Genomic DNA, 4385 nt, shown 5'->3' on the forward strand with positions numbered 1-4385 from the left:
AGAGCGATCTGGGGAAGCCCGCGCTCTACCCGATAGGGTGAGCGTCGGGAGGATGTCACACAGCACTGAACGTACGTGGTTCAAAGAAGCATGGGATCGTCCCACGGGCGCTTAATGGCCGAAGCACTGTGCCATTGGTTCTACAGATGGTCGTCTAACGATGCTGGGCAACAGTGCGGTACACGTTGGGCATGAAGGTTCGTTTTCTTTCGGGTTATGTTCGCTCCATTCTCCAACAGTCTAAGCGTCTTGCGATTTTTGAGGCGTGCGTCATTGGGGTCATTTCCGGTCTAGCCGCCGTTTCCCTCAAATACGGTGCGGGAACCCTAGGCGGAATGCGAATTCAGATGACCCACATTCTGCCAGACTGGGTCGCTCTGCCCCTGGTGGGATGCATCGGGGGTGGGCTTGCAGGCTTGTTAGTGCAGCGGCTGTCACCCGAGGCAGCGGGTAGTGGCATTCCCCAGGTCAAAGCAGCGTTAGCCAATGTTCCGATTCGGTTGGATCTGCGGGTGGCATTGGTCAAACTGCTCAGCGTCATGATCACGATTGGATCGGGGTTCAATCTGGGACGGCAGGGGCCAACGGTTCACATTGGGGCGGCGTTGGCGGCGCAGATGAGCCAGTGGATTCCCACATCACCGGAATATCGGCGGCAGTTGTTGGCAGCGGGAGCGGCGGCGGGGCTGGCGGCGGGATTTAATGCTCCGATTGCTGGCGTGCTGTTCATTGTGGAGGAGTTACTTCACGATTTCTCAGAACTGACGCTGGGGACGGCTATTTTGGCCTCGTTTATTGGAGCCGTTGTGTCTCGGCTCTTGGGCGGACAAGGGTTAAGGTTGGACTCGGCGATCGCCACCTCGAGCGTCACGTTTTCATTGCCCGATATTCCTTTTTTCCTGATTTTGGGACTGGCGGCGGGATTATTCGGAGCTTTGTTTAGCCGAGGCATTTTTGCCAGTCTGGCGTTTAACCGTCGTTTCCTAAAGCTCAGCCTAGCAGGACGCATGGCGATCGCCGGAATTGCCTCTGGACTGATTACGGTTCTACTGCCTTCGCCGTTTTATGACGCGACGCTGGTGCAGGATCTGATTAAAACAGGCGATGCGGACTGGCAAGTGGCTGCCCTGCTGTTTCTCAGTAAGTTTGTGCTGACCCTGATTGCCTACGGCTCTGGTGCGCCGGGGGGCATTTTCGCGCCTTCACTGGTATTGGGGGGGGCACTGGGACAGTTGGTGGGATCGGGAGCCCACGCCCTTGAAGGAACTCTGGGAACGGCTCTGGGCTTAGAGCAATCGCTGAGTCCGGTGTCCACCTATGCTTTGGCTGGGATGGGTGCCTTTTTTAGTGCGATTACCCGTGGCCCGATTACGGCGATCGTCATTCTGTTTGAAATTACGACGGATTTCAATCTGGTATTGCCGCTGATGATTGGGTCGGTGATTGCGTATTTGATTGCCCATCGGATTTCGCAAGGGTCACTCTATTCCCAACTGCTGGAACTAAGCGGGATTCGCCTGGAAGACGATACGACAACCAAGGTCAACCTTTGGGAAGAACTGACGGCAGATCACGTGATGCAGCGACGGGTAGAAACGTTGACAAGTCAGATGCCTCTCAGTGAGGCTGTCCAGGCATTTTCGCGATCGCACCATCGTGGATTTCCGGTGATGGAACAGGGAAAGTTGGTGGGGATTGTGACACTATCGGATCTTTCAAACCCGACCCGCATTCCCAGTACGGCATCAGAGCCGCAGCTTAAAGACCTGATGACCCAGAATCCCGTTTGCGTCCATCCCTACGATTCGCTGGCGCGGGTGTTGTATTTGATGAATCGCTACAAGCTGAGTCGGCTTCCGGTTACCGAGGGTCAACGTCTAGTGGGGATTATCACCCGCGCCGATATTATCCGAGCCGAATCGATGCAGCTATCGGGGGATCTTGGCGACCTCGGCCCCCAGTCCGATCCCTCCTACGTGGTTTACCAGACGCGATCGCCCATGACCGGACAGGGGCGAATCCTTATACCGATGAGCAATCCTAAAACCGCACCGGAACTGTTAAAACTTGCAGCGGCGATCGCCCAAGGTCGGAACTACGAGCTGGAGTGTTTGCAAGTGATTACCGTTCCCCAGGGCGTTGTGCCGTCGGAAGCCACCGTCCGCACCACCCACAGTCGGCGGTTGTTACGGCAGGCCGAATACTTGGGACGCCGCTGGAACATTCCGGTTCATACCCAAATTCGGGTTGCCCACGATCCCGCTAAGGCCATGCTGGAAACAATTCGCGAACGGCATATCACCCTCACCCTCATGGGCTGGAAAGGCCAAACCTCGACGCCCGGTCGCGTCTTTGGAACCGTGGTGGATACGATCATTCGGCAAGCCTCAGGAGAGGTAATTCTCGTCAAGTTCGGATTCTACGATACGCTGCACTTCAAACGCTGGCTCGTTCCCATTGCCGGAGGGCCGAACTCACGGGAAGCGCTGAAACTCTTGCCCAGTCTACTATCAATCAACCCTAACTCAGAAGTGGTGGTATGCCAGGTGTTTGATACCGCCCCAGAGAGCTACGAAACAACCTTCCTTCACCAAACCGTGCAACGCCTCAGCCAGCAAACCGATCGTCCCGTAAAGGCGCGATCGCTCTGGAGTCATGGGGTGGCGGATGCCATTATCAAACTGAGCTGGCAAGAAGATTGTGATGTGATCATGCTAGGAGCCAGCCGCGATAGTTTGCTCAAGCAGGTGATCCGTAGCAATATTCCAGAGGCGATCGCCCGTGACAGTCTGCGAACCGTCATTTTAGTGCGGGGTCAGGAGCAAGGATAGGAGCCTAGACCGTACACAACGATCGGTTTGGATTTCGCCACAGTTTTGCAATTCTTTAAGGTCGTTTTCAGATGGTTACAGAACCTTGGTTGCCGCTGAGTTCTTCGATACGGTGAAGATATAGAGCATCGTTATGTGTGAGCAGGAGACTGGATCAGCATGGCGTACGACATTCCCCATTCGAACCTTAATTTTTCCTACAATCCTAGACAACAAGAGCTAGAACTGGAAAAAGAGCTGCTTCAGCGACGCATCCGCGAAATTAATTTTGAGCTGGATGATTTGCGCGATCGCCCCCTAGAACTCAAGGATCGCGATTGGATCGATGAGTCCTGCGATCCGATTGAATGCACGAAGTTTGAACAGTTTATGCAGTCTGTTATCGTCGTTGGGCTGACGCTGGGAGCCGCCATTTTGATTTTGCTGTAGTTCGCGATTTTGGTAGCTGAGAGTTCAAAACCCCTCCCAACCTCCCCTACCCTGCGGGAAGCCGCTTCGCGTCTAGAGCAAGGGGAGGTGCCGTCAGGCGGTGGGGTTACGTGTCATCTTGTAGCGGGATTGCGTATTAGACCTTCTTCAGCCAGCTAAACATCGCCCGCAGATCCTTACCCACTTCCTCAATCGGATGTTCCGCTTCGCGGCGACGCATGGCCGTAAATCCAGGCTTACCCGCTTGGTTCTCCAATACAAACTCACGGGCAAACTGTCCGGTTTGGATCTCCTTCAGGATTTGCTTCATCTCCTTGCGGGTTTCGTCGGTGATGATGCGCGGACCACGGGTCAGGTCACCATACTCTGCCGTGTTGGAAATGCTGTCGCGCATCGTGGCAAGGCCGCCTTCTACGATCAGGTCTACAATCAGCTTCACCTCGTGCAAACACTCAAAGTAGGCTAACTCAGGCTGATAGCCAGCATCAACGAGGGTTTCAAAACCAGACTTGATCAGGGCACTCAGGCCACCGCACAACACCACCTGTTCCCCAAACAGATCGGTTTCGGTCTCTTCCCGGAAGGTGGTTTCCAAAATTCCGGCGCGGGTGCCGCCGATTCCCTTCGCATAGGCCATGGCGCGATCGCGGGCTTGACCCGATGCATCTTGATACACTGCGAACAGGGCAGGAACCCCTTCACCTTGCTCGTAGGTGCGGCGAACGAGGTGACCAGGGCCTTTGGGCGCAATCATGACCACATCAACATTGGCTGGAGGCACAACCTGAGCAAAGTGAATGTTGAACCCGTGGGCAAAGGCAAGTACCTTACCTTCGGTCAGGTGGGGTTCAATTTCATGCTTATAGATGGTTTTTTGAACCTCGTCCGGCAGCAGAATCATGATGAAGTCAGCCGCCGCCGCTGCGTCCGCGACCGACTTCACGGTTAGTCCCTCGGCTTCTGCTTTGGCAATCGACTTGCTGCCCGGATACAGACCGACCACGACATTCACGCCGCTATCTTTGAGGTTGAGGGCGTGGGCATGACCTTGGGAACCGTAGCCGATAATGGCAACGGTTTTCCCGTTCAGTAAATCCAAGTTTGCGTCGGTGTCGTAATACATTC

General features: G+C 54.9%; 3 protein-coding genes. 2 read left to right on the plus strand and 1 reads right to left on the minus strand.

What is annotated here, in order from left to right:
- The first annotated feature begins 191 nt into the window (after positions 1-191).
- Together IGR76_11810 and IGR76_11815 are read left to right on the plus strand one after the other, a co-directional pair.
- Entirely contained in the window at positions 192-2831 is a 2640-nt protein-coding gene (locus IGR76_11810) for a chloride channel protein (GenBank protein MBF2079176.1), read from the plus strand.
- A gap of 159 nt (positions 2832-2990) precedes the next feature.
- Positions 2991-3260, plus strand: coding sequence for a hypothetical protein (locus tag IGR76_11815; GenBank protein ID MBF2079177.1), 270 nt, complete (start codon positions 2991-2993; stop codon positions 3258-3260).
- Positions 3261-3396: 136 nt separating this feature from the next.
- On the opposite strand, the gene ilvC is transcribed toward IGR76_11815, so the two are convergent.
- Positions 3397-4383 (minus strand): ketol-acid reductoisomerase, encoded by a 987-nt coding sequence (gene ilvC / locus IGR76_11820; protein ID MBF2079178.1) that lies wholly within the window; start codon positions 4381-4383, stop codon positions 3397-3399.
- Between the last annotated feature and the right edge of the window lie 2 nt (positions 4384-4385).

The sequence above is a fragment of the Synechococcales cyanobacterium T60_A2020_003 genome (assembly GCA_015272205.1).
Classification (GTDB): domain Bacteria; phylum Cyanobacteriota; class Cyanobacteriia; order RECH01; family RECH01; genus JACYMB01.